The sequence below is a fragment of the Promicromonospora sukumoe 327MFSha3.1 genome (assembly GCF_000385135.1).
In the GTDB taxonomy this organism is placed as follows: domain Bacteria; phylum Actinomycetota; class Actinomycetes; order Actinomycetales; family Cellulomonadaceae; genus Promicromonospora; species Promicromonospora sukumoe_B.
In genome coordinates, this window is record NZ_ARQM01000011.1 from 391,917 (window position 1) to 417,276 (window position 25,360).

Consider the following 25,360-nt stretch of genomic DNA (forward strand, 5'->3'; position numbering starts at 1 on the left):
GATCGGCTCCCTACAGGTGCGGCGCCACGTGCTTGTCGTAGCGGTCCAGCACCGTCGCGGCCGTCTCTGCCGTCGGGCGGGACCAGATCTCCTCGTTGAAGATCTCGGTCTCGACGTCGCCCACGTACCCGGCGTCGCGCACCCAGCCGGTGATCGTCGCGAAGTCGACGTACCCGTCGCCCACGTGCCCGCGCGAGTTCAGCGGCTCGGCCGCCAGCGGCAGCGCCCAGTCGCACACCTGGTACGACGCGATGCGGTCCTCCCGCCCGGCCCGCGCGATCGACCGCTGCAGCGAGGGGTCCCACCACACGTGGTACGTGTCGACCACCACGCCCACCTCCGACGCCGCGAACGGCGCCGCCAGGTCCAGCGCCTGCGCCAGCGTGGAGATCACGGCCCGGTCCGCGGCGAAGATCGGGTGCAGCGGCTCAAGCACGATCCGCACCCCGTGCTCGGCGGCGAACGGCACCAGGTCGGCGATGCGGTCGGCCACCCGGCCGCGCGTCGCCACCAGGTCGCGGTCCACGCCCGACGTCGGGGCGCCACCCGGCGTCGAGCCCACCAGCCCGCCGACCACGAAGACCAGCTCCGAGGTGCCGATCGTCGCGGCCTCCTCGATCGCCAGCTTGTTGTCGTCGAGCGCGGCGCGGATCCCGGCGTCGTCGGCCGCGGTGAGGAACCCGCCGCGGCACAGGGACGACGCGCGCAGCCCGGCGTCCGCGATGATGCGCGCCGCCTGCGGCGCGCCGACGGCCTGCACCACGTCGCGCCACGGCCCGACGGCGCCGAAGCCCGCCGTGGCCGCCGCCTCGCACGCCTCGGCCAGGGTCGCGTGCTTGACGGTCGCGGTGTTCAGCGATGCCCGGCTCATGCGGCCGCCCCGTTCGTCGTCAGGAACGCCCGCAGCCGCGCGGCGGCCAGGGGCGGGTCGAGCAGCATGCCGCAGCCGTCGGCCAGGCGGGCCAGCTCGACCAGGTGCCGCAGCGACCGGCCGGAGTGCAGGCCGCCCACCAGCGAGAACCCGGCCTGGAAGCCGTTCAGCCAGGACAGGAACGCGATCCCGGTCTTGTAGTAGTACGTGGGCGCGGCGAAGATGTGCCGCCCCAGTGCCTCGGTCGACGCCAGGATCTTGTGGCCGCCCTCGGCGTCCCCGGCGTCGAACGCCTGCAGGGCCGTGGACGCCGCCGGGTAGATCGCGGCAAAGATGCCGAGCAGTGCGTCCGAGTGGCCCTGCTCGTCGCCCGCGATGAGCTCCGGGTAGTTGAAGTCGTCGCCGGTGTACAGCCGCGGCCGCACGCCGTCGTCCGACGCCGGCAGCGCCGCCAGCGCCCGGCGCAGGCCCACTTCGTGGGCGGCGTCGAGCAGCGAGACCTTGACGCCGTCGATCCGCGGCTGGTGCGCGCGGATCAGGTCGAGGAACGTCGCGGTGGCGTCGTCCACGGAGTCCGAGCCCCAGTAGCCCGCCAGCGCCGGGTCGAACATGGTGCCCAGCCAGTGCAGGACGACGGGCTGCTCGGCCTCGGCCAGCACGGCGTCGTACACGCGGGCGTAGTCCTCGGGGCCGCGGGCCACGCGCGCCAGCGCGCGGGAGGCCATGACGATGACCTGCGCCCCGGCGTCCTGGACCACGTGCACCTGCTCGCGGTAGGCCTCGGTGACGACGGCCAGGCCGGCGTCGCCCGGTTCGAGCGCCGCGACGACCGCCGGGTCGAGCTGGTCCGTGCCCGCGCCGCACGCGACGCGGGCGCCCACGGAGGACGCCTCGGCCGCCGAGCGCCGGATGAGCTCCTGGGTCGCCGCCCAGTCGAGGCCCATGCCGCGCTGGGCGGTGTCCATCGCGTCGGCCACGCCGAGCCCGTGCTCCCAGATGCGGTGCCGGTAGGCGAGTGTCGCGTCCCAGTCGACGACGGCGGGCGCGCCCGGCACGTTCTCCGCGCCGACCTGCGGCACCACGTGGGCGGCCGCGAACGCGATGCGCGAGGTGATCGGGCCGGACGGCGTCGTCCACGGGCCGGGGGCGTTCAGCTCGACGGCCTCGGAGCCGGTGACCCGGCCCTCGGCGTCGAACAGGGGGAGGACGACGGCGACGCCGCTCACAGGGTGATCTCCGGGATGTCGATGCGGCGGCCCTCCGCCGACGACTGCAGGCCCAGCTCCGCGAGCTGCACGCCGCGCGCGGCCGACAGCAGGTCGTAGCGGTGCGGGCGCCCGGCCACGACGTCGCGCAGGAACTCCTCCCACTGCAGCTTGAAGCCGTTGTCGAGGTCGGCGTTCGCGGGGACGTCGAGCCACTGGTCGCGGAACGGCTCCGTGACCGGCAGGTCCGGGTTCCACACGGGCTTGGGCGTGTGCGCGCGGTGCTGGGCGCGGCACTCGCGCAGGCCGGCGACGGCGGAGCCGTGCGTGCCGTCCACCTGGAACTCGACCAGCTCGTCGCGGAACACGCGCACGGCCCACGAGGAGTTGATCTGCGCCACGACGTCGTCCCCGCCCGGGGTGGTGATGTCGAAGATGCCGTACGCGGCGTCGTCGGCGGTCGCCTTGTACTCGTTGCCCTGCTCGTCCCAGCGGGTCGGGATGTGCGTGGCGGTGCGCGCGGTCACGGTCTTGACCTGGCCGAGGATGCCCTCGAGCACGTAGTTCCAGTGGCAGAACATGTCGGTGGTGATGCCGCCGCCGTCCTCGGCGCGGTAGTTCCACGAGGGGCGCTGGGCGGGCTGCGAGTCGCCCTCGAACACCCAGTAGCCGAACTCGCCGCGCAGCGACAGGATGCGGCCGAAGAAGCCCTCGTCCACCAGGCGGCGCAGCTTCACCAGGCCCGGCAGGTACAGCTTGTCGTGCACGACGCCGACGGTCACGCCGGTCTCGGCCTGCAGCCGGGCCAGGTCGATGGCCTCGGCGAGGGTCTCAGCCGTCGGCTTCTCGGTGAAGACGTGCTTGCCCTCGCGCATCGCCTTGGACAGGGTCGCGGCGCGCAGGTTGGTCATCGCGGCGTCGAACACGATGTCGGCGTCCTTGATGGCCGCGTCGACGTCGGTGGTCCAGTGCTCGACGTCGTGCTTGGCCGCGAGCTCCTTGAGCTTGTCCGCGTTGCGGCCCACGAGCACGGGCTCGACCTGGACGCGCGAACCGTCGGCGAGCGTGACGCCGCCCTGGTCGCGGATCGGCAGGATCGAGCGCACGAGGTGCTGGCGGTAACCCATGCGGCCGGTGACGCCGTTCATGGCGATGCGAAGTGTGGTCACGGGCGGGACTCCATCGTCGGTGGTGGTGAGCGCCGTCTTGGAATGCGCTTTCCAGGGGAGCGTAGCGCACGTTTCCGGGTGAGTACATGGGGGCCGGGGTGAGGTGGGGCGGCAGTGGTGCTGCGGGGTGCGGTGCAACAGGGCAGCGTGGGCGCGGGCGGCGGTGTCGGCGGTGCGCGGGCCATGGCCCTGGGGACGCGGGCACCGGCGTGACGCGGCTCCGGCTCGGCAGTTTGCCCCGCAGACTCGGCAGTCTGCTGCGGGACGCGGCAGTTTGCCCGGCAGACTCGGCAGTTGGCATCGAGATCGGCTCAGGCCTGAGCCGATCTCGATGCCAACTGCCGATCGTCGCTGGCTGCTGGCTGCTGGCTGCTGGCTGCTGGCTGGTGGTCGCCAGACAGCTGACGGCGTAGTCGCCTCGCTGCCTCCGGTGGCAGGGTCCGGCGGCGGGGCTCAGGGGCGTCGGTTCCTCGCGGCCAGAGCCGGCGTCGACTCCCGGAGCACGACCTCGCCGCGCACCGGGGTGCTCGCGTCGCCTGCCTTGCCGAGCGCCAGGTCGGTCGCCAGCTCGCCGACCTCCGCGAGGGGGATTCGCACGGTCGTCAGCCCGGGGGAGACGTCGCGCAGGGTGTGGATGTCGTCGAACCCGGCGACGGCGACGTCGTCGGGCACGCTCAGCCCGGCATCGCGGACGGCGGCCATCGCGCCCACCGCCATGACGTCGTTGACGGCGAAGACGAGCTCGGGCAGTCGGCCCGCGCTGCCGGCCGCCGCCCCGCGAGCCGCATCGTCAGCCGCCGCCCCGCCGTCCGCCGCCCCAGCCGCCGCGCCAACTGCCCCCGCATCGGCCCGAGCGATCAGGTCGCGCATTGCGGTGTACCCACCGTCGCGGGTGAACGGACAGGTCAGGACGTCTTGGGGCGCCACGGGGCTGCCCAGCTCGGCGAGCGCTCCCGTGAAACCGCTGGTTCGGTCCGCCGCCGTCCGGTGGCCCGCGGGGCCGGCCAGCACGGCGAACCGGCGGTAGCCGTGCTCGTGGAGCGCCCTCGCGAGGTCGGCGGCGCCGTCGGCGTTCGCGATCTCCACCACCGGCAGGCCGCCGATCGGCTGCCCGACCAGCGCGACGCCGCCGCCCGCCGCCTGGAACGCGTTCAGCGCGGCCTCGAGCGCGCCGGGCTCCGACGCCGGGCCGCCGTCGTCCGCGGCAGAGGCAACGGCCTCCGGCACGCCTGCGGCCTCCGCCGCGCTGTCGGCCTCCGGCGCATCCGCACCAGCCCCACCCGTACCAGCCTCTCCCGCACCGGCCCCACCTGCCGCATCCGCCCCGCCGTCGCCCCCCGCCCCGCCGGCGCCCTCCGGCTCCAGCCGCCCGCCCGCGAGGATGATCGCGCGCGACCGCTGCCGCCGTGCCAGCTCGACGAACGCGAGCTCCCGCGCCGAGCTGTGCTCGGTCGACGCGAGCGTGACGATGAGGCCGGCCCGCTCCGCCGCGCGCGCCACGCCGGCGGCGATCGTGGAGAAGTACGGGTCGGCGATGTCGTGCACCACGAGCCCGAGCGCGGTGGTGCGGCCGCGGGCCATGGCCTGCGCGCTGGGGTCGGGCGAGTAGGCGAGGCGGCGCGCGGCCTCGAGGACGCGCTCGCGCAGGTCCTCGCGGACGCTGCGGGTGGCGCTCCCGTTGATCGCGCGGGACGCCGTGGCGAGCGAGACGCCGGCCTCGCGGGCGACCTGGCTCAGGGTGACGGGGGCGTCGGACATGAGGTCATCCTGCCGTGTCCGGCGCGCTCGTGGTCGCTAAATGACCCTTCGGGGGTCCGGTGATCGGTAGAACGTCAGGTGGTCGGCACCCCGGGGTGCCGACCACCTGACGTTCTACCGATCATCCGGCGCGGCCGGGATCAACCCCGCGCGCCCGATCCCTCAGACCCGTGCCATCCGTAAACCCGCGTCGCGGTGCGTGCGCTCGATGATGCTCGAGTACCCGGCGATCATCCGGACGTGGCTGAACTTCGGCCGGACGGCGGTGCGTGCCGACTCCAGCTCCTCGCGCCGGGCCGCGGCCTCGATCCAGGTCGCGGCGATCTCGTCGGGCTCGAACGACGTCACGAAGCCGATCCGCTCGACGATGGAGGGCGCGTCACCCACCGGGGTCGTGACGGGCACGGCCCCGCACATCGAGCCCTCGATGAGGCACAGCGGCGCGGCCTCGCCGAACGCCGAGGTGAGCGCGACGACGTCGGCCGTCGCGTAGACCAGCTCCATGTCGTGGCGCACGCCCAGCAGCTCCAGGCGCTCCAGCAGGCCCGGGCGGTCGCCGAAGATGCGGGCGAGGTCGTCCTGCAGCGCGGGGTTGGCCGAGCTCATGCCTGCCCCGCACATCTGCACGTGGCCGGTGGGGTCGAGCTCGAGGAACGTCCGGGCCGACCGGAGGAACAGCTCGGGATTCTTCATCTCGTCGTACCGCGCGGCGTAGACCACGACCGTCGCGTCGGCCGGGATCCCCGCCGCGCCCCGCAGGGCGAGCCGGCGCGCGCCCTGGACCGGCCGGAACCGGGCCAGGTTGATGCCGTTCGGCACCACGCGCAGCAGGTCGGCGGGCACGCCCGCCTCCCGGTACGCGTCGCGCGTGGACTCCGCGCAGCAGACGACGGCGGCCAGGCGGCCCCGCTCCGCCGCGGTCAGCAGGTCGCCGAGGGCGTCGCCCTGGTGCTCCGGGTCGGACCGGTGGAGGCACGCGATGACCGGACGCTGCGGGAACGCGTCCTGGTTCACGAGCCGTAGCGGCTGTTCCTTGAGGGACAGGATGACGTGGGAGCCGGCTGCCTGGTGGGCCGCGGCCCGCAGCTCGGCCTCGGTGAACACCCGCGGGTCGTGATTCGCGTCGGTGCTCCGGCCCAGGGAGCCGATCCGGACGCCCGCGGCGCGCAGGGCGCGGTAGCGGGGGTCGTCCTCCATGCGCTGGAGGGTGGCCTCGCGCCGGACCTCGTGGTGCAGGCTCAGCACGGAATGCTGCTGACGACCGCCCTGATGCAGACCGGCAACCACTGTCGAGTGCAGGACACGAGCCCCGCCGCTGAAGAAGCCCTCGTAGAGCGAGAGCACACGCAAACCGTTGCGCTGGATCACAGACACCACCTCCTGTGCCCAGGGTGAGCCCTGCGGATGTGCGTTACATGGCAATTCGGTTACACGAGGATTACGTATCCGAGGACTTCTGCACAAGGAGGTTCCGGATGTCTTTCTCCGCCTGAGCGGGTGAGGTTTCGCGGCAGCCCAGCGCGACCCACCGCTCGATCATCGCCGGCTCGGACCGCAGCAGCGAGGTCCCCCGGCGCAGCAGCGTCACGATCGGCTTGCGCGCCTCGGCGACGTCGCGCAGGAACCGGAACCAGAAGGTGACCAACCGCGGCCGCGACAGGCAGATCGCGTCGGCGAGCAGCCCCTCGGCGCGACACTCCTCGACGAGCTGCGCCGCGAAGATCCCCTCCGCGATCATCAGCGGCGAGTCCCCGATGTCGAGCCGGCGCACGCCCGTGCGGCGCGACGTCGGGATGTCGTAGACCGGCACCTCGGCGCGGCCCTCCGTGGCCAGCTCCTGCAGCGCGGCCAGCGCGCCCTTGCCGTCCCAGGTCGCCGGGCTGTCCCAGTCCACGCTGCCGTAGCGCTGCGGCAGCCCGGGGTGGTCGATGTCGAGGTAGAAGTCGTCGAGCTGGACCACCGGCAGGCCGAGCCGCCGCGTCAGCGACGTCTTGCCCGAACCCGACGGTCCGGTCAGCAGCACCACGCGCGCGCGGGGGCGGCGCGCACCCGCGGGCAGGTCGAAGAGGGCGGGCTCGGTCACGGGGTCGGTCACGAGATCTCATTCTCCCGCACCGGACGGCCGGTCGCTGCGGTGCGGGGGTGTGTGGGGCGTGACGCTTCTCGCCTTCGAGGCCTAAGTTTCTCCTCTTTGCGGCGGCCGAAAGCGAAGAAACTTAGGCCTCGAAGGGGAGAGGGGGGGCGGCCCGGTCGTCAGCCCCGCTGGTAGCGCCCCGGCGTCGTCCGCAGCAGACGGCGGAAGTGCCGCGTCAGGTGCGCCTGGTCGTGGAACCCCGTGGCCGCGGCGACGTCGGCCGCGGGCTCGCCGGCCAGCAGCCGACGTCGGGCCAGGTCCAGGCGGCGTCCGACCAGGTACCGGTGCGGCGGCAGGCCGAGCTCCCGGGTGAACGAGCGCACCAGGTGCGGCACGGAGACGTCCAGCTCGGCGGCGATCTCCGCGAGCCGCACCGGCCGCGCCGGGTCGGCGTCGAGCAGGTCGCGGGCCCGCCGTGCCGTGGTGGCCGACGGCGGCTCGCGCGGCGGCGTCGGGCGTCCGGTCAGGTGCCAGGCCAGACCCTCGGTGACCAGGGCGAGCAGGCTCTCGGCCGCGACGTCCTCGCGCACGGTCAGCGCCCGGTCGAGGCCCGCGAACCGCGCGCGGAGCGTGTCGTCCGGGACCAGCGGCGCGTCGACGGCCCGCCCGACGAGTCCGTCGTCGAGCACGGTGGGCTCCAGGTAGACCACACGCTTGCGGAATCCGGTCGCGGTCACCGACCGGCCGTCGTGCACGACGCCCGGCGGCAGCACGGTCACCCCGGTGCGCCGTGCGGCGTGCTCCTGGCCGTCCAGGCCGTAGCCGATCAGGCCGCGGTCCACGATCAGCACGGTCCAGGTGTCGTGCGTGTGGGCCGGGTAGGCGTGCTCGTGCCACGCGGCGTGCAGCACCTCGGCCACGCCCGGGATGCCGGGCCGCCAGGCGCGCACCACGTCCGGGGCCGGGCCGGCAAGGACCGGGCCGGCGGGGTGATCGAGCGGGGGCACATCAAGAACGTACAAGATCCGCGGCGCCGCCCGCCCGCACGCTGGGCGACATGACCTTCGAACAGCCCAAGATCGTGATCGTGCTCCGCGACGACCTGCTCGCCTGGCAGGAGAACAACGTCACCGCCTTCCTTTCCAGCGCCGTGACCGCCGCCTACCCCGAGCTGGTCGGCGAGACCTACCGCGACGCCGACGGCCGGGAGTACCTCGCGATGCTCGGCACCCCGGTCATGGTCATGGTGTCCGACGGCGGCGGGCTCGCCACGTTCCGCGAGCGCGCCGCCACCCGCGGGCTGCGCATCGGCGTCTACACGGCCGACCTGTTCGCCACGGGGAACGACGTCGACAACCGGGCCGCCGTCGCCGGCGTCGCCACCGAGAAGCTCGACCTGGTCGGTCTCGCGGTGGCGGGCGAGCGGCGCGTCGTCGACAAGGTGGTCAAGGGCGCGCGGCTGCACCCCTGACCCCGCTGGTCCCTCCGGTCCCGCTGGTCGAGCCTGTCGAGACCTCAGGACACGAGCGCCACGTGCAGCGTCCGGGGGCCGTGCACGCCTTCCACGCGGTCGAGCTCGATGTCGCTCGTGGCGCTCGGACCACTGATCCAGGTCAGCGGCCGGCCGGGATCGGCGTCGAGCAGCCGCACGGCCTCCGGCACGGTCTGCACCACCTGGTCGGTCCGCACCACGCACACGTGCACGTCGGGGACCAGGGAGATCGCGCGCCGGCCCTGGTCGGGCTCGCCGTCGAGCACGATCGTGCCGGTCTCGGCCACCGCGACCCGCGCGGCCGTGACCACGGCGTCGATCCCGTCGAGCTCCACCGCGGAGAGCGGCGCCTCGCGCGAGTCCGTCCGCACCTCGACCTCCGCCAGCCCGGCGAGCCACGCGGCGTCGATCCCGGGCGGCACGACGACGCTCCCCGGCCCCAGCAGCTCCGCCAGCAGCCCCGGCAGGTCGGCCGCGGCGACCTGGTGCACGTGCGCCTTGTAGTCCACGAGCCGGTCGACCAGCACCTCCAGCACCTCCGCCGACCCGGCGGCATGCTCACCGGCCGCCCGGTACTCCCGGGGCACCGACGTAGCCTCCGGCGTGGAGGTGCCCAGCGCCGTCCGGATCCGCGACAGCATCTCGGTCCTGGCGTCGCTCATCGCTCGTCCTCCCGCTCGGCCCACCAGTCGTGGAAGGTCTGCTTCGGTGGTTCCGGCAGGTCCCTGGACCGCGTCCACAGCGACCCGGGGAACGGCAGCCGCTTGATCACGCCGTGCCGCGAGATCGCCCGAAGCGCCCGCGGGACGCGCGCGGCCCGGCGGAACCGGGCGCCGTCGGCCATCGCGAAGGACGCGGCCTTCATGGCCGCCTTCCACACCCGGTCCGCGGCGTCGGGCGAGGCGCCGCCGAGCTCGACCTCGCGCGCCCGCAGCTCGACCAGGATCGACGGGATGTCGATCTTGACCGGGCAGACCTCGTAGCACGCGCCGCACAGCGTGGAGGCGTAGGGCAGGTCCGACTTCTCGCCGGTGAGCTGCGGCGTCAGGATCGCGCCGATCGGGCCGGGGTAGACCGACCCGTAGGCGTGCCCGCCCACCCGCTCGTACACGGGGCAGACGTTGAGGCAGGCGGAACAGCGGATGCAGTGCAGGGCCGAGCGTCCGGCCTCGTCGGCCAGCACCTTGGTGCGGCCGTTGTCGAGCAGCACCAGGTGGAACTCCTGCGGCCCGTCGCCCGGCGTCACGCCCGTCCACATGGAGGTGTACGGGTTCATCCGCTCGCCCGTCGACGACCGCGGCAGGAGCTGGAGGAACACCTCCAGGTCGCGATAGGTCGGCACCAGCTTCTCGATGCCCATCACCGTGATGAGGGTCTCGGGCAGCGTGAGGCACATGCGGCCGTTGCCCTCGGACTCCACGACGGCGAGCGTCCCGGTGTCCGCGACCGCGAAGTTGGCGCCGCTGATCGCGACCTTCGCCGAGAGGAACTTGCGCCGCAGGTGGGCGCGGGCCGCCATCGCGAGCTCGCGGGGTACGTCCGTCAGGTCGGGCGGGGCGTCGCCCATCCGCTCCAGGAAGATGTCGCGGATCTCCGTGCGGTTGCGGTGGATCGCGGGCACCAGGATGTGCGACGGCATGTCGTCGGCGAGCTGCACGATCAGCTCCGCGAGGTCGGTCTCGACCGCGGCGATGCCCTCCTCGGCCAGCGCCTCGTTCAGCCCGATCTCCTGCGTCGCCATGGACTTGACCTTGACGACCTCGTCGGTCTCCTTGGCGCGCACCAGGTCGGCGACGATCCGGTTGGCCTCGGCGGCGTCCCGCGCCCAGTGCACGACGCCGCCCCGCGCGGTCACGTTGCGCTCGAGCTCCTCCAGGAGCTCGGGAAGGCGCGCCAGCACGTCCCCCTTGATGGCGGACCCGGCGTCACGCAGGGCCTCCCAGTCCGGCACCTCGCCCACCACGCGGGCCCGCTTGGACCGGATGGTGGCGGTCGCGTTGCCCAGGTTGCGGCGCAGCTGGTCGTTCTCCAGCGCCGCCTTCGCGGCGTCGGGAAAGGACGCGCCCCAGTGCAGCGGGTCCTCCGGGCGGCCGACGCCGCCCAGGGTGCCGGGCGCGGCGTCCGGGCTCGGGCCACGTCCGGTGCGCGTGGCCGGCATACCGAGGAACGTGCTCATCGGGCCACCTCCTGCCGGTCGGCGGGCACCACGGGCGCCTCGCGCGTCGAGACCAGGATCTCCGCCAGGTGCATGGGCCGCACGCCCGTGCCCCCGCGGGAGAGGCCGCCGCCGATGTGCATCAGGCACGACCAGTCGCCTGCGGTGAGCACCTCGGCGCCCGTACCGACCACGTTCGCCACCTTGTCGTCGAGCATCGCCGCCGACGTGTCGGCGTTCTTCAGTGAGAAGGTGCCGCCGAACCCGCAGCAGCCCTCCGCCTGCTCCAGGGGCACGAGCTCCAGCCCCTCGACGGCGCGCAGCAGCCGCTCGGGCTTGTCACCCACGCCGAGCATCCGCAGCGAGTGGCAGGTGGGGTGGTAGGTCACGCGGTGCGGGAACCAGGCGCCGACGTCGGTCACGCCGAGCACGTCGACCAGCAGCTCCGAGAGCTCGTAGGTGCGCTCCGAGACGGCCGTCGCCGTCCGCGCCTCGGCGCCCAGCCCCGCGCGCTCCAGGACCATCTTCTGCTGGTGCCGGATCGAGCCCGTGCACGAGCCGGACGGCACCACGACGGCGTCCCACTCGCCGTCCGCCACGGGGGCGAACGTCCGCACGTGGTTCCGCACCACGGGCACGGCGTCGGCGAGGTAGCCGGTGTTCACGTGCATCTGGCCGCAGCAGGCCTGCGCGGCGGGGAACACGACCTCGTGACCCAGCCGCTCCAGGAGCGTGACGACGGCCTTCGGGGCCTGCGGGAACATCGCGTCGGCGATGCAGGTGGCGGCCAGGGCGATGCGCATGGGCACTCTCCTTCGAGGTCTGACCACACCATAGCCCACTGTGGACAGACCACACCACGTACCATGCACCGGTGAGAACCCACGAGCGTGTCCTGGCCCGGATCGAGGAGGGCCTCGCCGCGGGCACCTGGTCTCCCGGCGAGCGGCTCCCGGCCGAGCGGGCGCTCGCGGAGGAGCTGGGCGTGTCCCGCCCGTCGGTGCGCGAGGCCATCCGGATCCTGGAGGCGATGGGCATCGTGCGCACCGCCGTCGGCTCGGGTCCCGGCGCGGGCGCCACGGTGATCGACCGGCCCGCCGCCGGCCTGGGCGCGGCGGTGCGGCTGCACGTCGCCTCCGGCACGCTGCCGGTGTCCGACGTCGTCCGCACGCGCGTGCTGCTCGAGGCGAACGCCGTGCGGGACGCCGCCGAGCGCTCGTTCGACGACGCCGCGCTGGACCCCCTCCGCGAGCTGCTGAAGGCGATGGCCGAGCCGGGCTTCGGCATCGACGAGTTCCTGGCGCACGACCAGGACCTGCACCTCGGGCTCGCGCGACTGGGGGGCAACCAGCTCGTCGAGGCGATCCTGAGCGGCATGCGCGCCGCCGTCGCCTCCTACGTGACGACGGGCGCGCGGGCCGTCGAGAGCTGGCCGCGCACGGCGGCGCGGCTGTGCGCGGAGCACGAGGGGATCGTCGACGCCGTCGCGCGGCACGACGCCGCCGAGGCGGAGCGCCTCACGCGCGCGCACATCGAGGGCTTCTACCGCGAGGCGGGCCTGGCTCAGGCCTGACACGTCACGGGGTGCCCGGTGCCTCCGCCGGCCGGGTCGCCTGGACCACCGTGCGGCACGGGTCGGAGTCCGGGCCGGTGCCCGACGCCGCTCGCTCCAGCAGCTCGCGGAGCACCGCGCGCTGCGCCGGCTCGAGCCCGGCGAGCAGCTCCTCCTCCGCGGCGGCGACGCGCGCGTCCATCGCGGCGAGCACCTCCAGGCCGCGGTCCGTCGCGACGACGCGGCGCGCCCGCCGGTCGGCCGGGTCCTGCTGCCGCTCCACGAGCCCGCAGCCCTCGAAGGCGTCCAGCAGGTAGGTCATCACCGTGCGGTCGATGCCGAGCGAGGCGGCGAGCGCGGCCTGGCTCGGCAGGTGGCCGTGCACCACGGCGGTGAGCAGCTGGTAGCCGCGCGTGCCCTGCGGCAGGTCGTCCGCGGCGGCGTCGACCCGTGCGCTCCACTCGCGCAGGAGCGCGGCGAGGGACCAGCCGAACAGGGAGTGCTGGCCCGTGCGGGTCTCGGTGGGGACGGTGCTCATGCCCACATCCTACGGGAATGTGCGGCGATCAAGAAGAGTTGTGAGTAATATCGTCTGCTAGACAGACGATCTGCCGCGACGCGCGGCAGGCGCAGAGCGACGACGAGGGACACCGCACGCATGACCGACTACGGGCACGACCTGCTCTTCGGCACGTTCATCACGCCCACCAACGCGAACCCGCAGGTTCCCGTCGGGCTGGCCCAGCTCTCCGAGCAGCTCGGCCTCGACCTGGTCACGTTCCAGGACCACCCGTACCAGCCGTCGTTCCTCGACACCTGGACGCTCATGTCCTGGGTGGCCGCGCAGACCGAGCGCATCCACCTCTCCGGCAACGTCCTCAACCTGGGCATGCGCCCGCCGGCCCACCTGGCGCGCGCCGCCGCGAGCCTCGACCTGCTCAGCGGCGGCCGGTTCGAGATGGGCGTGGGCACGGGCGGCTTCTGGGACGCGATGGTCGCGATGGGCGCCACGCGCCGGACGCCCGGCGAGGGCGTCACCGCCCTCGAGGAGGGCATCGAGATCATGCGCGGCATCTGGGACGCCGAGAACCGCACGCCGCTGCGCGTGCCGGGGAAGTTCCACCATGTCGACGGCGCCAAGCGCGGCCCGGCCCCCGCGCACGACATCCCGATCTGGCTCGGGGCGTACAAGAAGCGCATGCTCCGGCTCACCGGGGCCAAGGCCGACGGCTGGCTGCCCTCGCTGCCCTACTTCAAGGACGGCGACCTGGCGCGGGGCAACGCGACGATCGACGAGGCGGCCGAGGAAGCCGGGCGCTCGCCGAGCGAGATCCGCCGGCTGCTGAACCTGGGCGGCACCATCACCGACCGCTCCACCGGTCCGCTGCAGGGCCCGGCCGACCAGTGGGTCGAGGAGCTCACCCTGATGGCGCTGGAGGACGGCGTCAGCGGGTTCATCGCCATGGGCGACGACCCCGACCAGATCCGCGCCTTCGCGCAGGAGGTCGCGCCCGCCGTCCGCGAGGCGGTGGCGGCCGAGCGCAGGTCCAGCGGCACGACGCCGGCTGCCGCCCGCCGGGGGACCGCGGCCCTGGCCGCGCGCCGCGACCGGATCGACTACGACTCGCTCCCGCCGGAGCTCGCGGCGCACGCCGTGGAGCCGGGCGACCGCGAGTACGGCGCGGTGCGGCACAACTACCTGCGCTCCGGCGCGCCGGGCCTGGTGCTGCGGCCGCGGGGCGTCGACGAGGTCGCCTCCGGCCTCGCCTGGGTGCAGAAGCAGGACGTCGAGTTCGCCGTCCGCTCGGCCGGGCACGGCATCTCCGGCCGGTCCACGAACGACGGCGGCGTGGTGCTCAGCCTCAGCCGCATGCGCTCGGTCGAGGTGGTCGACGAGGCCACGCGCCGGGTGCGGATCGGCGCAGGGGCCACCTGGGGCGAGGTGGCCGAGGTGCTCGCGCCGCGCGGGTGGGCCATCACGTCGGGCGACTACGGCGGCGTCGGCGTGGGCGGGCTCGCCACCACCGGGGGCATCGGGTTCCTGGGTCGGCTGCAGGGCCTGACGATCGACCACGTCGTGGCCGCCGAGGTGGTCACGGCGGACGGCCGGGTGCTGCACGCCTCCCGCGACGAGCACCCCGACCTGTACTGGGCGCTCCGCGGCGCCGGCGGCAACATGGGCGTCGTCACGTGGATCGAGATCGAGGCCGGCGCCGTCGGGGACGTCGTCTTCTCGCAGATGACGCTCGACGCCACCGACACCGCGGGCCTCCTCGAGCGCTGGGGCGCCACCGTCGAGGCGGCACCGCGCGGGCTCACGTCGTTCATGATCCTGGGCTCGGGGCGGCGCGGTCAGCCGCCGATGGCGCAGCTCCTGACCGTGTTCGCGGCGGAGGGCGCCGACGCCGACCCGGACGAGGCGATCGCCCAGCTCGAGCTGCTGGCCGACGCCGGCCCGCTGCTGGGGCACCAGGCCCAGCTCCTGCCGTACTCGGGCGTGGTGCGCAAGGAGGGCACGCACCACTCCGGCGGCGGCGACCCGTCGGCGCGGTCCGGCCTGCTGACCCACCTGGACCAGGGCACGAGCCGCGCGATCGAGCGCCTGCTCGCGTCGGGCGAGTCGTACTTCACGTCGATCCGGGCGACCGGCGGCGCGGCGCACGACGTCGCCCCGGACGCCACGGCGTACGCGCACCGGCACCAGAACTTCGCGCTCTCGGCGCTGGCGAGCGACCAGGACCGGCTCAACCAGGCGTGGGACGGCGAGATCGGGCCCGTGATGGACGGCTCGTACCTGTCCTTCGACACCGACAGCCGGCCCGAGCGGCTGCTGGAGGCGTTCCCGGAGCCGACCCTCACGCGCCTGCGGCAGGTGAAGGCGGTCTACGATCCGTCGAACGTGTTCCGGACGAACTTCCCGATCCCGCCGGCCGACCCGGCGGAGGCCTCCGCGGGGAGCGACGCCTGACTCGTCCACCTTGTCACGCATGGTTGTGGATAACTTCACCCGCGTGTGGGTGAGAACCCGTAGGTTCGATCGCGTCCGGTTCACCCGGACGCGATCTGACCGTTGAACGACCACCGCAGGGGTACCCATGAACCTTGTCGCCGCCTCGCGCCTTGCGCGCGAACTGATGGACCAGCACGGGCTGAAGGCCTGGACGTTCGAGTTCGACGACGCCGTGCGGCGCGCCGGGATGTGCAGCTACGGAAAACAGCGCATCAGCCTGTCGGCGCCGCTCACCCGCATCCACGACGAGCGGGAGGTGCGGGACACGATCCTGCACGAGGTGGCGCACGCGCTCGCGGGCCCCAAGGCCAAGCACGGGCCGGCCTGGCGCGAGGTGGCGGTGCGCATCGGGTGCTCGGGGCGGCGCTGCGTGGACCCGTCGGCGCCGTCGATCGACGGGCCGTGGGTCGGCACGTGCCCGTCCGGCCACCGGGCCACCCGGTTCCGGCGGCCGTCCGGCATCATGTCCTGCCGCTCGTGCGGGCCCCGGTTCGCCCTGGCCAACCTCATCGCCTGGACCTACAAGGGGCGCAACGCGGCGATGGGGGAGCGGTACGACAGCCAGCTGCGCGGGGCGTTCCGCGAGGTGGGCGAGGCGCCGGCCACCGGGCCGGGCGCCGAGGAGCGGGTGGCGCGGGTCGCGCGGGAGCGGGCGTCCGGCACCGTCATGGAGCCGTTCGACCTCGGCGCGCTACGTTGACCCCATGGCTTCCGCTCTCACGCTCCCGTCCGGCGCAGCCGGCTCCCGCATCGTCGGTCTGGGGCACCACCAGCCACCGCAGACGCTCACGAACGACGACATCGCGCAGCGGGTCGAGACCAACGACGAGTGGATCCGGTCGCGGACCGGCATCGTCACGCGGCACGTCGCCGCGGACGACGTCACCGTCGCCGACATGGCGACGGCGGCCGCCGAGCACGCGCTGGCGGACGCCGGCCTGACCGCCGACGCCGTCGACCTGGTGATCGTCGCGACCGCCACGAACGACGACCGCTCGCCGAACACGGCCGGCCGGGTCGCCTACGCACTGCACACCGGCGTCCAGCCGGGTGCGTCCACGCCCGAGGGTGAGGAGGCGCCGGACCTGCGCAACGTCGTGGGCCCGGCGGCGCTCGACCTCAACGTGGCGTGCTCCGGGTTCGCGCACGGCATCGGGGTGGCCGACCAGGCCATCCGCACCGGCTCCGCGCGCACCGCGCTGGTCATCGGCGCCGAGAAGCTCACGGCGTACACCGACTGGACCGACCGCTCGACGTGCATCCTCACGGCCGACGGCGCGGGTGCGGCCGTGCTGCAGGCGGCGGACGCGCCCGCCGTCGGGCCCGTGGTGTGGGGCACCGAGCCGGAGCTCACGCCCGCGGTGCGGATCGAGGCGCCCGAGGTCAAGTTCCAGCAGGACGGCCGCTCGGTGTTCAAGTGGGCCATCACGCGGGCCGCCGATCGGGCGCGGGACGTCGTGGCGGCGTCCGGGCTGAGCCTCGACGACATCGAGGTGCTCGTGGCGCACCAGGCCAACCTGCGGATCATCGAGCCGCTCGCCAAGGCGCTCGGCATGGAGAGCAAGGTCGTCGTCACGGACATCACGGAGTCGGGCAACACGTCCGCGGCGTCGATCCCGCTCGGGCTGTCCAAGTGGTGGCACGCGGGCAAGATCCCGGCGGGCGTGCCCGCGCTGCTGTTCGGGTTCGGCGGCGGGTTCGCGTGGGCCGGCCAGGTGGTGATCACGCCGGAGCGGTGAGTGGTCGGAGGGCATGGACAGCGCTTTCCCGGCGCCGTATCGTTTCAATCCCATCCACCCGACGTCGACGACGACCGAAGGAGCTCTCCACCGATGCCTGAGCCGACCACCGAGCCGATCACCGGTCCGACCCATGAGCCCGTTCCGCCGTCGGGGCCGCTGCCCGAGGGTCGCCGCCGCTACGCGGTGGTCGGCACGGGGCACCGCGCGTCGATGTACGTCGACGCCCTGATCGGCACGCACGCCCCGGACGGCGAGATCGTCGCCTGGGTCGAGCCCAATCCCGTGCGCGCCGCGGCCTACGAGGCGCGGGTCGCGGCCGCGCTCGGCGGCATCCGCCCCGTGTACCAGCCAGACGACCTGGAGAAGGCGATCGCGGAGCACTCCGTGGACCGCGTGATCGTCACCTCGGTCGACCGCACGCACGCCGACCTGGTCACCCGCGCCCTGCGGGCCGGCGCCGACGTCGTCGTGGAGAAGCCCATCGCGGCGCACCCCGACCAGGCCCGGCAGATCGTGGACGCCGTGGCCGAGACCGGCCGCGACCTGGTCACGACGTTCAACTACCGCTACTCGCCCCGCAACAGCGCGCTGCGCGAGGTGATCGCGAGCGGCGAGATCGGGAAGGTGCTGTCGGTCCACTTCGACTGGGCCCTCGACACCGTGCACGGCGCCGACTACTTCCGCCGCTGGCACCGCGAGAAGGTGAACAACGGCGGCCTGCTGGTGCACAAGTCGAGCCACCACTTCGACCTGGTCAACTGGTGGATCGACGGCGTGCCGCGACGCGTCTTCGCCTCCGGCGGCCGGCGCTTCTACGGCGACGACGGCGCCCACGAGACGGACTACGAGCCCACGGCCGGCGAGCGCGCCCTGAACGACCTCGGCATCGATCCCTGGCAGCTCGACGTCGAGAACAACGAGTGGCTGTCCACCCTGTACGGGCCGGAGGCCCAGGCGGTGGACGGCTACGTGCGCAACCGGTCGGTCTTCGACGCGGGCATCACCACCGAGGACACGCTCGGGCTCGTCGTCGAGTACGAGGGCGGCGCGCTGATGACCTACTCGCTCACCGCCCACTCGCCGTGGGAGGGCTACCGCGTGGTGGTCAACGGCGCGCGCGGCCGGGCGGAGCTGGAGGTCGTCGAGCGCGGTTCCGTGGAGTTCGGCGACGGCCGGGCCGCGATCCTCGACCCGAGCGCCACCGAGGTGTTCGAGGAGGACGTGGTGCGGCCCATCGGCGAGCGGCTCGTGGTGCAGCGGCACTGGGAGCGCGCCGAGGAGCGGCCGATCGTGCGCGGCGGCGGTGGGCACGGCGGCGGCGACGCGCTGCTGCTGGCCGACGTGTTCAAGCCGTCCGACGAGGCCGACCCGCTGGCCCGCGCGGCCGGCTACGTCGACGGCGTCCGCGCGTCGTCGGTGGGCTACGCGGGCAACCGCTCGCTGGAGACGGGCGACCCGGTCCGCATCGAGGACCTGGACCTGGGCATCTGACGGTCCTCCGGGTCCGGGTCCGGGTCCGGAGTTGCCCCTCCCCGGCCAGTTTCCCGGGGCAGCCCCTTCTTGGGTGGCCCTTCCCTTTTGAGGCCTAAGTTTCTTCGCTTTGAGCCGTCTCAAAGCGAAGAAACTTAGGCCTCAAAAGGGGATCGCCCCGACGGATCTCGACAGGCCCGACCGCCGGTGGCCCCGACTGCCGGTGGTCGAGCCTGTCGAGACCCGACCGCGCCCGTCGGGACCCGCCGACCGCGGTCACACCAGCAGCGCGCCGATGACCACCAGCACCGGGACGCACAGGGCCGTCGTCCAGACGGTCGCGCGGGCCGCGACGCCGTCGAACACCCCGTACCGCGTCGCGTACGTCGTCACGTTGACCGCCGTCGGCAGCGCGGCCATCGTCACCACCAGCGCGAGAGCGGGCGCGTCCAGCCCCACGGCCGAGCCCAGGGCCCAGGCCGCGAGCGGGTGCAGCAGGTTGCGTACCAGCACGGCGATCGCGATGACCCAGCCCACCAGCCGGCGGCCTCGCCCGGCAGCCACGCCGAGGTCGGCGTCCGCGGCCGGCATCGGTACGGCGAGCGTCATGCCGAACGTGAGCAGGCCCAGCGGCGGCGCCGCGGCGCCGATCAGGTCGAACGGCAGCAGCACGACCTCGGGCAGCCGCGCGCCGGTCAGCTCGCTCACCACGGCGACGAGCAGGCCCGCGACCGTCCCGAGCGTGATCGGGTTCCGGAACGCCGCGAGGAACACCTGCCCCATGGACCGCCAGCCCGACCGGGTGGCGGGCCCGTCGGCGGACGCCGTCGCGCGGTCGAGCGCGGAGAGGGTCAGCGGCGCGAGCACCAGGAGCTGGAACAGCAGCGTCGGCACCACGGCGAGGGCGTCGTCGAACAGGTAGACCGCCAGCGGCAGCCCGATGTTGCCGCCGTTCACGTAGACGGCGGCCAGCGTGGTGACGGCGGCCGGACCGGCGGGCAGGCGCAGGAGCCAGCGCGCCGCCGCGGCCGTCGCCAGGCCGAGCACTGCCGTCGTGATCCACGTGACGGCGGCGCCGCGCGAGAGCACGTGCGCGAGGTCGGTCGAGGCGAGCGTGCTGAACATCAGTGCCGGCGCGCAGATCGTGAACGACAGCGTCGCGAGGGTCTGCCGGGCGCCCGCCCCGCCGTCACCCGCGCCGTCGCGCGCGATCCCGCGGGGGAGGCCGCGGCCGGCCAGCAGGCCGGTCCGCTGGATCACCCAGCCGAGCGCGACCACGCAGGCCATGGAACCGATGGCAGTCAGGACGGGCAGCACCCGAGCACCATGTCACGCTCCCCGGATCTACCTCGCGAGTGTCCACGGGGCGCCCAGCTCCGTGAACGTACGCTGCTCGCGCGCGGCGCGCTCGCACCACGCGGCGACGTCGTGCACCACCGGGTGCCGCGCGTCGCCCTCGGGATTCCCCTGCCCGACGCCGCCCGCGCGGCCCGGCCCACCTGAGCCACCTGAGCCGCCCGCGCGGCCCGCGCCGCCCGGCCCGTCCGCGACCGACGCCACGCCGTCCTCCCAGTCCACGAAGGCGCTACCGATCGGCGCCGGGTCTGCCGCGGTGCGCACCGCCTCCAGCACCCGCATGAACGCGCCGGTGTCCCGCACGTCGCACAGCAGCCGCTCCTCGACGGCCCGGGCACGCAGCAGGTTCTCCAGCAGGCCGGTGCGCTCGTACCGCTTCTCGGCCACGACCTTCCCGGCGCGCAGCCGCACCAGGTCGTGCTCGTACTCCAGCTCGATCTCGCCCGCCGTGCCCTGCACGATCACCCGCGCGGGCGTGCGCACGGCAGCGCACAGCGTGAGCCCGAACCCGTACCGCGTCCCGTCGGTGCCGACGGCCCGGAGCGACGAGGTGTCGTCCGCCTCGATCGGGTTGGCACGCCACAGGTCGGTGTTCACGTACTCGAGGTCGGCGGCGGTGCGTGCGCCGCCGACCCACAGCGCGGTCGCCACGGCGTGCGCCAGCGGGTTGGTCACCACGCCGTCGACCACGGCGCGGTCGCCCATCCGCCGCCGCCCCGCCCACGGCGAGCGCGTCCAGTAGGCCGCGGTCCGCACCCAGGTGCCGATGGCGCCGATCCCGGTCACCTGCCCCACCTCGCCGCGCGCGATCATGTCGGCCACGGCGGGCAGCGCGTGCGACCCGAAGGTCTGGAACCCGACCTGGCACAGCCGCCCGGTCCGCTCGGCGACGGCGACGAGCTCGGCGTGCTCCGCGAGCGACGCGGTGGTCGGCTTCTCCAGCAGCACGTCGATCCCCGCCTCCAGCGCGGCGCGCGCCAGCGGCAGGTGGGTGTGGATGGGCGTGGCGAGCACGACGACGTCGGGCAGCGTCCCGGCGTCGGCGGACAGGAGGTCGCCCAGGCTCGCGAACCAGGGCGCAGGGGCGTCCTGCGGCTCCCGCGGGTCGACGACGGCGCTCAGCCGCGCCAGCCCGCGCTCCGCCAGGTCCGCGACGGCGCGCAGGTGCGAGCCGCCGTGGCCGTGGATGCCGACCACGGCCACCTTGGGCACGCCCGCCGCCGGCCCGCCTGCTGCCGGCACGCCCGTCCCCGGCAGGCTCACCGCCGGCCGCCGTCGGTGAGGCCCGAGGCCAGGCCCGCCGCGGCCTCCGCCGTGAGCTCCGTGTCCAGCAGCACGGCGACGAGGTCGAGCCGCACGGACCCGCCGTCGGGCACGACCAGGGGCGCGTCCCAGGCGAGCGCGGGGCAGGCGCCGGGGTACTCGGCGGACCGCAGGAACCACGGCCGCACCTGGCCCGGCTGCACCAGCAGCAGCGTGGTGGAGCGCCCGCCCTGCTGCTGCACGAACGCGACCCAGGGCGACGTGCCGCCGTGCGCCCGGTTCTCGCCGGTGCCCGCGGCCGACAGGACCGTGGTGCTCTCGGCGATCGGCAGGCGCCAGAACAGGCCGCCGTACCCGGCGCCCGGCCGGCCGTTGGTGGCGGGCGAACGGATCTCCAGCGGGCCGTGGTCCGCGTGCAGGGTGGAGCGCCAGTCGAGCACCCACCCGGGGGCGGCGCCGGAACCGGGCGCGACGGGGAGCAGGCGCGCCGAGATGCGGCGCTCCTCGCGGAGCTGCGGCTCGCCGTGCTCGTCGGACCAGACCACGTCCTCGACCAGGGTCTCGCCCGCGGTACCCGCGGCACCGGGGACGCCCGGCTCCACGCGGATCCCTGCCGACGTCTGCCGGCCGTGGTTCTTCAGGAGGGTCGGGCCCACGTCCTCGATGAACGTGCGGCCGCCCCAGTGGCTGGTGCCGTTCACGTCCGGCACCGCGATGCCGACGCCGTAGTGGTGCCGGTGGTCCACCGGGCTCACGTCGGTCAGCGGCACGCCGGCCAGCGTGTGCACGGGGTGCAGGTAGGGCCGCCGGGCATGCACCTTGGGCATCCGGTCGCCGCCGTCGCGGCGCACCAGCTCCAGGCCGTCGCCGCAGGTCAGGACCACGGCGTCGGCGGCCGGGTCGGCGGGCACGGACCAGACCGGCGCGGCGGTGGGCGGCACCGTCGGCACCTCCTCCGGCTGCCTGGCGACGAGGTCGTCGTCCGTGATGTGCACCCGCTCGGGGCCCTGGGGCACGGGTCCGGTACTGCCCCGCACCTCCAGGCTGGGCGTGAATCGTGCAGAGCTTGCGGGGTGGGCGTCGTCGTCGATCACGGCGTGCAGCTCCCTCCAGGCGTGTCGGCCGAGCTCGGCCTGCGGCACCGCGACCGTCGTCAGCGCGGGTGTGGCGTAGCGGGACAGTTCGATGTCGTCGAAGCCGGCCACCGAGATGTCGGCGGGCACGGCCACCCCGGCCTCGTTCAGCCCGGCGAGCAGGCCGAACGCGACGAGGTCGTTGAAGGCCACCGCGGCGGTGGCGCGGGTGGCGAGGACGGCGGGCGCGGCGGCGTGACCGGCCTGGATGTCTGGCCCGGCGGGCAGGTCGAGGATCTCGAGGTCGGTGTGCCGCGCCCGGGCGCGGTCCAGGCCTGCGCGCCGCATCTCGTCGGAAGCGCTGCGCACCGGCCCGCCCAGGTAGACCATGCGGCGGTGGCCGAGGGCCACGAGGTGCTCCACCACCTGGACGGCGGCGTCCTCGTAGTCCACGACCAGGCTGGGCGCTGCCCCGTTGGTCTCCCGGTTGACCAGCACCACGGGCTCGACGTCGGCGATGAGCGCGCTGAGCTCGGCGTCGCCGACGCGCGGGGAGACGAGCACCAGCGCGTCGCACCGCATGCGGGCCTCGAGCGCGATCGCGCCCTCCTGCTGGTCGTCCTCGACCGTGTCCGCGACGAGCACGCGGTAGCCGTCCTCGGCGGCGCCGTCCATCACGCCGCGCAGGATCTGCTGGAACACGGGGTTGCCGAGGTCCGGCACCACCAGCGCGACCGTCTGCGTGCGGCCGAGCGCGAGGCTGCGGGCCGCGTTGCTCGGCCGGTAGCTGAGCTCGGCGGCGGCGCTCCGCACGCGCTCGGCGATCGCGGCGTCGACCGTGCTGCGCCCGTTCATCACGCGCGACACGGTGGCGCGCGAGACCCCCGCCGCCGTCGCGACGTCCCCGATCGTGGCCGTAACGCGGCGCTGACCTGCCCCTCGAACGCTGCCGCTGCCCATGTGCTCTCCGTCCGTGACCTTCGTCCGACCGGATCCCGCGTGGTTCCGCGCCTTCGTCGGCGTGGCCCGCGTTACCGGTTTCCCGATGTGACCGTACACCATGGGAAACCGGTTCCTCATGTGGTACGTTCCTCCACCAGAGACCGGTTTCTCACCGATGATGCCGGGGATCGACGACGATCCGGAGGACAACGCGATGCGCCACCCGACCCGCGAGCCCGGACCCTGGCGGTCCGAGCCCCCGCCCGCCCCGACGGGCCCCGTCCGCGCGGGGGTGAACCCATGTCAGTGATCCAGGAGCTCTCGCGCGGCAAGCAGGGCGTCAGCGCGCGCCGCAAGGGAGACGGCCGCTGGGCGCTGCTCTTCCTCGCGCCGTGGTTCGTGGGGCTCGCGCTCATCACGGCCGGGCCCATGGGGGCGTCGCTCTGGCTGTCCTTCACGGACTACGACCTGCTCTCGGCCCCGCAGTGGGTGGGGCTCGAGAACTACACGCGGATGTTCGACGACCCGCGGTTCCTGAAGTCGCTCGGCGTCACGTTCACCTACGTGTTCGTCTCCGTGCCGCTGCAGCTCGCCGCGGCCCTCGGGCTGGCGCTGCTGCTCGACAAGGGCCTGCGCGGCCTCGCGCTGTACCGCTCGGTGTACTACCTGCCGTCCCTGCTGGGCGGCTCGGTGGCCATCGCGATCCTGTGGCGCCAGATCTTCGGCGCGGACGGCCTGGTCAACCAGGTCCTGGCGATCTTCGGGGTGGAGGGGCAGGGCTGGGTCTCGCACCCGGACTACGCGCTCGGCACCCTCATGGCGCTCAACGTCTGGACGTTCGGCGCGCCCATGGTGATCTTCCTGGCCGGCCTGCGGCAGATCCCGCAGATGTACTACGAGGCGGCCGCGATCGACGGCGCCTCGCGGTGGCGGCAGTTCCGCAGCATCACGGTGCCGCTGCTGACGCCGATCATCTTCTTCAACCTCGTGCTCCAGCTCATCGAGGCGTTCCAGTCCTTCACGCGAGCGTTCGTCGTCAGCGGCGGCAACGGCGGCCCGTCCGACTCGACGCTGCTGTACACGCTCTACCTCTACCTCAAGGGGTTCGGCTCGCTGGACATGGGTTACGCCTCGGCCATGGCCTGGTTCCTGCTGCTGATCATCGGCGGCATGACGGTCGTCAACTTCCTCGCCTCCAAGTACTGGGTCTTCTACGATGACTGACGCCTCGACGCCCACACAGACCGCACAGACCACGACGACGGCGGTGCGGCCGCCGTCGGACACCGGTACCGCCTCCGGTTCCCGGGGGACCGGAGGGCGCACCGCCCGCCCGGTCGCCGTCCGCCCGCGCGGCCGGCGCGCCCAGGCCCGCGTGATCAGCCTGCTCAAGCACGCGGGGCTGATCGCCTTCGGGTTCGTGATGCTCTACCCGCTGCTGTGGATGCTGGCCAGCTCGTTCAAGCCGAACGCGCTGATCTTCCGCGAGCCGGGCCTGATCCCCACCGACATCGACCTGTCCAACTACACGGACGGGTGGAACGCGCTGCTGCACCCGTTCAGCCACTACCTGATCAACTCGGCGCTGGTGGTGCTCGGGTCGCTGCTCGGCAACCTGCTGTCCTGCTCCCTGGCGGCCTACGCGTTCGCGCGGCTGGAGTTCAAGGGCAAGCGGCTGTGGTTCGCGATCATGCTGATGTCGATCATGCTGCCGATCCACGTGGTGATCGTGCCGCAGTACGTGCTGTTCTCCCAACTCGAGTGGATCAACACGTTCCTGCCGCTGATCGTGCCCAAGCTGCTGGCCACGGACGCGTTCTTCATCTTCCTGATGGTTCAGTTCTTCCGCGGCATCCCGCGCGAGCTGGACGAGGCCGCGACCCTCGACGGCTGCAACCACCTGCGGATCTACCTGCAGATCATGCTGCCGCTCTCCATGCCGGCCCTCGCCACCACGGCGATCTTCACGTTCATCTGGACCTGGAACGACTTCTTCAGCCAGCTGATCTTCCTCACGCGGCCGGAGATGTACACCGTGCCGATCGCGCTGCGCACCTTTGTCGACTCCACGGGCGAGAGCTCGTGGGGCTCGCTGTTCGCGATGTCGATCGTGTCCCTGATCCCCGTCTTCATCGCCTTCCTGTTCGGACAGAAGTACCTGGTCAAGGGCATTGCGACCACCGGAATCAAGTAGCTCCGCCCGCGATGCGACAACGACGTCAACGTCA

Annotated in this window: 22 protein-coding genes; 8 read left to right on the forward strand and 14 right to left on the reverse strand. The window is 73.6% G+C overall.

Annotation, left to right across the window (positions count from 1 at the left end; all coding sequences use genetic code 11):
• Nucleotides 1–10: 10 nt before the first annotated feature.
• The 7 genes from H291_RS0115475 to H291_RS0115505 form a co-directional block, all read right to left on the reverse strand.
• The gene (locus tag H291_RS0115475; RefSeq protein WP_020015916.1) at nucleotides 11–871 is read right to left on the reverse strand and encodes a sugar phosphate isomerase/epimerase family protein; all 861 of its coding nucleotides are present in this window, start codon (nucleotides 869–871) and stop codon (nucleotides 11–13) included.
• On the reverse strand, nucleotides 868–2,097 hold the full coding sequence (locus H291_RS0115480; RefSeq protein WP_020015917.1) for a dihydrodipicolinate synthase family protein: 1,230 nt from the start codon (nucleotides 2,095–2,097) through the stop codon (nucleotides 868–870). Before H291_RS0115480 ends, H291_RS0115475 begins: the two co-directional genes overlap by 4 nt.
• Nucleotides 2,094–3,224 (reverse strand): Gfo/Idh/MocA family protein, encoded by a 1,131-nt coding sequence (locus H291_RS0115485; protein WP_020015918.1) that lies wholly within the window; start codon nucleotides 3,222–3,224, stop codon nucleotides 2,094–2,096. The genes H291_RS0115480 and H291_RS0115485 overlap by 4 nt, the downstream gene beginning before the upstream one ends.
• 474 nt (nucleotides 3,225–3,698) lie before the next feature.
• Nucleotides 3,699–5,003 (reverse strand): LacI family DNA-binding transcriptional regulator, encoded by a 1,305-nt coding sequence (locus H291_RS0115490; protein WP_020015919.1) that lies wholly within the window; start codon nucleotides 5,001–5,003, stop codon nucleotides 3,699–3,701.
• 162 nt (nucleotides 5,004–5,165) lie between these two features.
• The gene (locus H291_RS0115495; RefSeq protein ID WP_020015920.1) at nucleotides 5,166–6,248 is read right to left on the reverse strand and encodes a glycosyltransferase; all 1,083 of its coding nucleotides are present in this window, start codon (nucleotides 6,246–6,248) and stop codon (nucleotides 5,166–5,168) included.
• A gap of 193 nt (nucleotides 6,249–6,441) precedes the next feature.
• On the reverse strand, nucleotides 6,442–7,098 hold the full coding sequence (locus H291_RS0115500; protein ID WP_020015921.1) for a uridine kinase family protein: 657 nt from the start codon (nucleotides 7,096–7,098) through the stop codon (nucleotides 6,442–6,444).
• Between the two features lie 158 nt (nucleotides 7,099–7,256).
• Nucleotides 7,257–8,084: a helix-turn-helix domain-containing protein gene (locus tag H291_RS0115505; RefSeq protein WP_020015922.1), complete on the reverse strand. Its 828-nt coding sequence runs from the start codon at nucleotides 8,082–8,084 to the stop codon at nucleotides 7,257–7,259.
• A gap of 50 nt (nucleotides 8,085–8,134) precedes the next feature.
• On the opposite strand from H291_RS0115505, the gene H291_RS0115510 reads away from it, so the two are divergent.
• Entirely contained in the window at nucleotides 8,135–8,548 is a 414-nt protein-coding gene (locus tag H291_RS0115510; protein ID WP_020015923.1) for a DUF2000 domain-containing protein, read from the forward strand.
• Between the two features lie 44 nt (nucleotides 8,549–8,592).
• On the opposite strand, the gene H291_RS0115515 is transcribed toward H291_RS0115510, so the two are convergent.
• From H291_RS0115515 to H291_RS0115525, 3 genes are read right to left on the reverse strand one after another with little or no spacing between them, the layout of a single operon-like run.
• Complete coding sequence (locus H291_RS0115515; RefSeq protein WP_020015924.1) at nucleotides 8,593–9,231, reverse strand: LutC/YkgG family protein; 639 nt, start codon at nucleotides 9,229–9,231, stop codon at nucleotides 8,593–8,595.
• Complete coding sequence (locus H291_RS0115520) at nucleotides 9,228–10,745, reverse strand: LutB/LldF family L-lactate oxidation iron-sulfur protein (RefSeq protein ID WP_020015925.1); 1,518 nt, start codon at nucleotides 10,743–10,745, stop codon at nucleotides 9,228–9,230. The genes H291_RS0115515 and H291_RS0115520 overlap by 4 nt, the downstream gene beginning before the upstream one ends.
• Nucleotides 10,742–11,527: a (Fe-S)-binding protein gene (locus H291_RS0115525; protein ID WP_020015926.1), complete on the reverse strand. Its 786-nt coding sequence runs from the start codon at nucleotides 11,525–11,527 to the stop codon at nucleotides 10,742–10,744. The genes H291_RS0115520 and H291_RS0115525 overlap by 4 nt, the downstream gene beginning before the upstream one ends.
• A 71-nt stretch (nucleotides 11,528–11,598) precedes the next feature.
• Here H291_RS0115525 and H291_RS0115530 point away from each other — a divergent pair, with 71 nt between their 5' ends.
• Complete coding sequence (locus H291_RS0115530) at nucleotides 11,599–12,297, forward strand: FadR/GntR family transcriptional regulator (protein WP_020015927.1); 699 nt, start codon at nucleotides 11,599–11,601, stop codon at nucleotides 12,295–12,297.
• A 4-nt stretch (nucleotides 12,298–12,301) separates the two neighbouring features.
• On the opposite strand, the gene H291_RS0115535 is transcribed toward H291_RS0115530, so the two are convergent.
• Nucleotides 12,302–12,814, reverse strand: a complete 513-nt coding sequence (locus H291_RS0115535) for a MarR family winged helix-turn-helix transcriptional regulator (RefSeq protein WP_020015928.1) — start codon at nucleotides 12,812–12,814, stop codon at nucleotides 12,302–12,304.
• A 120-nt stretch (nucleotides 12,815–12,934) separates the two neighbouring features.
• On the opposite strand from H291_RS0115535, the gene H291_RS0115540 reads away from it, so the two are divergent.
• The 4 genes from H291_RS0115540 (at nucleotide 12,935) to H291_RS0115555 (ending at nucleotide 18,519) form a co-directional block, all read left to right on the forward strand.
• Nucleotides 12,935–15,244, forward strand: coding sequence for an LLM class flavin-dependent oxidoreductase (locus tag H291_RS0115540; RefSeq protein ID WP_020015929.1), 2,310 nt, complete (start codon nucleotides 12,935–12,937; stop codon nucleotides 15,242–15,244).
• A gap of 127 nt (nucleotides 15,245–15,371) precedes the next feature.
• A complete protein-coding gene (locus H291_RS30350; RefSeq protein WP_020015930.1) occupies nucleotides 15,372–15,986 on the forward strand; it encodes a SprT-like domain-containing protein in 615 nt (204 codons plus the stop codon).
• A 4-nt stretch (nucleotides 15,987–15,990) separates the two neighbouring features.
• Nucleotides 15,991–17,025, forward strand: coding sequence for a 3-oxoacyl-[acyl-carrier-protein] synthase III C-terminal domain-containing protein (locus H291_RS0115550; RefSeq protein WP_020015931.1), 1,035 nt, complete (start codon nucleotides 15,991–15,993; stop codon nucleotides 17,023–17,025).
• Between the two features lie 93 nt (nucleotides 17,026–17,118).
• A complete protein-coding gene (locus tag H291_RS0115555) occupies nucleotides 17,119–18,519 on the forward strand; it encodes a Gfo/Idh/MocA family protein (protein WP_020015932.1) in 1,401 nt (466 codons plus the stop codon).
• A 255-nt stretch (nucleotides 18,520–18,774) separates the two neighbouring features.
• On the opposite strand, the gene H291_RS30355 is transcribed toward H291_RS0115555, so the two are convergent.
• The 3 genes from H291_RS30355 to H291_RS0115570 are packed head-to-tail and all read right to left on the reverse strand — an operon-like array spanning nucleotide 18,775 to nucleotide 23,150.
• Nucleotides 18,775–19,815, reverse strand: coding sequence for an AEC family transporter (locus tag H291_RS30355; RefSeq protein WP_020015933.1), 1,041 nt, complete (start codon nucleotides 19,813–19,815; stop codon nucleotides 18,775–18,777).
• Between the two features lie 27 nt (nucleotides 19,816–19,842).
• Complete coding sequence (locus H291_RS0115565; RefSeq protein ID WP_020015934.1) at nucleotides 19,843–21,117, reverse strand: Gfo/Idh/MocA family protein; 1,275 nt, start codon at nucleotides 21,115–21,117, stop codon at nucleotides 19,843–19,845.
• Nucleotides 21,114–23,150, reverse strand: coding sequence for a DUF6807 family protein (locus tag H291_RS0115570; protein WP_033326935.1), 2,037 nt, complete (start codon nucleotides 23,148–23,150; stop codon nucleotides 21,114–21,116). The genes H291_RS0115565 and H291_RS0115570 overlap by 4 nt, the downstream gene beginning before the upstream one ends.
• Nucleotides 23,151–23,432: 282 nt before the next feature.
• Between H291_RS0115570 and H291_RS0115580 the strand changes: the two genes are divergently transcribed.
• Together H291_RS0115580 and H291_RS0115585 are read left to right on the forward strand one after the other, a co-directional pair.
• Nucleotides 23,433–24,356: a carbohydrate ABC transporter permease gene (locus H291_RS0115580; protein WP_026365799.1), complete on the forward strand. Its 924-nt coding sequence runs from the start codon at nucleotides 23,433–23,435 to the stop codon at nucleotides 24,354–24,356.
• The gene (locus tag H291_RS0115585; protein WP_084468164.1) at nucleotides 24,349–25,326 is read left to right on the forward strand and encodes a carbohydrate ABC transporter permease; all 978 of its coding nucleotides are present in this window, start codon (nucleotides 24,349–24,351) and stop codon (nucleotides 25,324–25,326) included. Before H291_RS0115580 ends, H291_RS0115585 begins: the two co-directional genes overlap by 8 nt.
• Nucleotides 25,327–25,360: the final 34 nt, after the last annotated feature.